Origin of the sequence: Chryseobacterium viscerum, assembly GCF_002899945.2 — a bacterium.
GTDB lineage: Bacteria > Bacteroidota > Bacteroidia > Flavobacteriales > Weeksellaceae > Chryseobacterium > Chryseobacterium viscerum.
Genome location: NZ_PPEG02000028.1, coordinates 1 through 1,076, shown reverse-complemented (window position 1 = coordinate 1,076; position 1,076 = coordinate 1). Strand labels below are relative to the sequence as shown.

At 43.8% G+C, this 1,076-nt stretch carries 1 pseudogene; it reads left to right on the top strand.

The annotated features are described in order from the left end of the window. Positions 1-151: 151 nt before the first annotated feature. Positions 152-1,076: pseudogene (locus C1634_RS25625) on the top strand (hypothetical protein); the annotation flags it as partial.

The window sequence follows — 1,076 nt, the reverse complement described above, 5'->3', positions numbered from 1 at the left end:
GTGCCTTTGCGGTGACATATTCGGGTTCATATACAGCTGGTAATTCAGCGACTAACCAGGGCAGAGGCCGAACGTTTGTGTGGACAGGAACAACGTGGGCAAATATTGGGATATAGATAAATAAAAACATAATACTATAGATACTATAGATATGAAAAAAAAATATACAACAGCAGTAACGATTCTGGCTTTTCTTCTGGTGTCTTCCGGAGTTAGCGGTCAGATTATGACCAATGGTTCAATCGGCTCCGGGGTTACGGGTTCGAATGTATTATTGGATGGTAGTACCGCTTTCAGTACTGAAAGCGGCTCGGGAGCGTATGTTGGCAAGGGTATTGTTATACCATCGGTTGATCTTGTAAATTTCGAGTTTGATCTGACTTTATGTGACGGGGTTACATTTCCGACGTATTTTGATGGGATGATCGTGTATAATAATGCATGGGGTAATAGCTTAACGACAGGCAACAGGTCTTCTAAGAGTACTGTGTTGTCTCCTGGCTATTATTACTTTTCGAATCCCAACGGCTCAATCAATGGGAGTGTTGCTATGGGCGAATGGAAGGGTATAGGGGAAGGATTGACGTCTTTTTCATGGTATAATGCTTTGTTGCATCAGCCAGCAACTTCTAATGTTCAGGATATTTATCAAAAAGGAAAAGTGGGAATCTACACGGATTCTCCTAAAGCGACGTTGGATGTTTCAGCAGGGAAGTCTGATGGGAGTACAGCAGAGGGTATTATTGCCCCGAGGCTTCGTGGCGATGATATTAAGTTATCTGATTCGAAGTATGGATCAGACCAGAGGGGAGCGATAGTCTATGCTACTAGTGCTGTTGGTTCCGCTACTGCTAAAACCATTAATATCACATCAGCTGGGTATTATTATTTTGACGGGGGGATTTGGCAGCGGTTTGGTTCCGGTTTGGGATATACAGGTTCCGGTTCTATTACGTTGAATGGGAGCAGTTTTGAGCGTGCAGCCTTGACGGGAGATATTACTTCTGGAGCTAATTCGAATACCACGACGATATCGGATAATGCAGTCACCTCTGCAAAGATTCTGGATGGGAGCA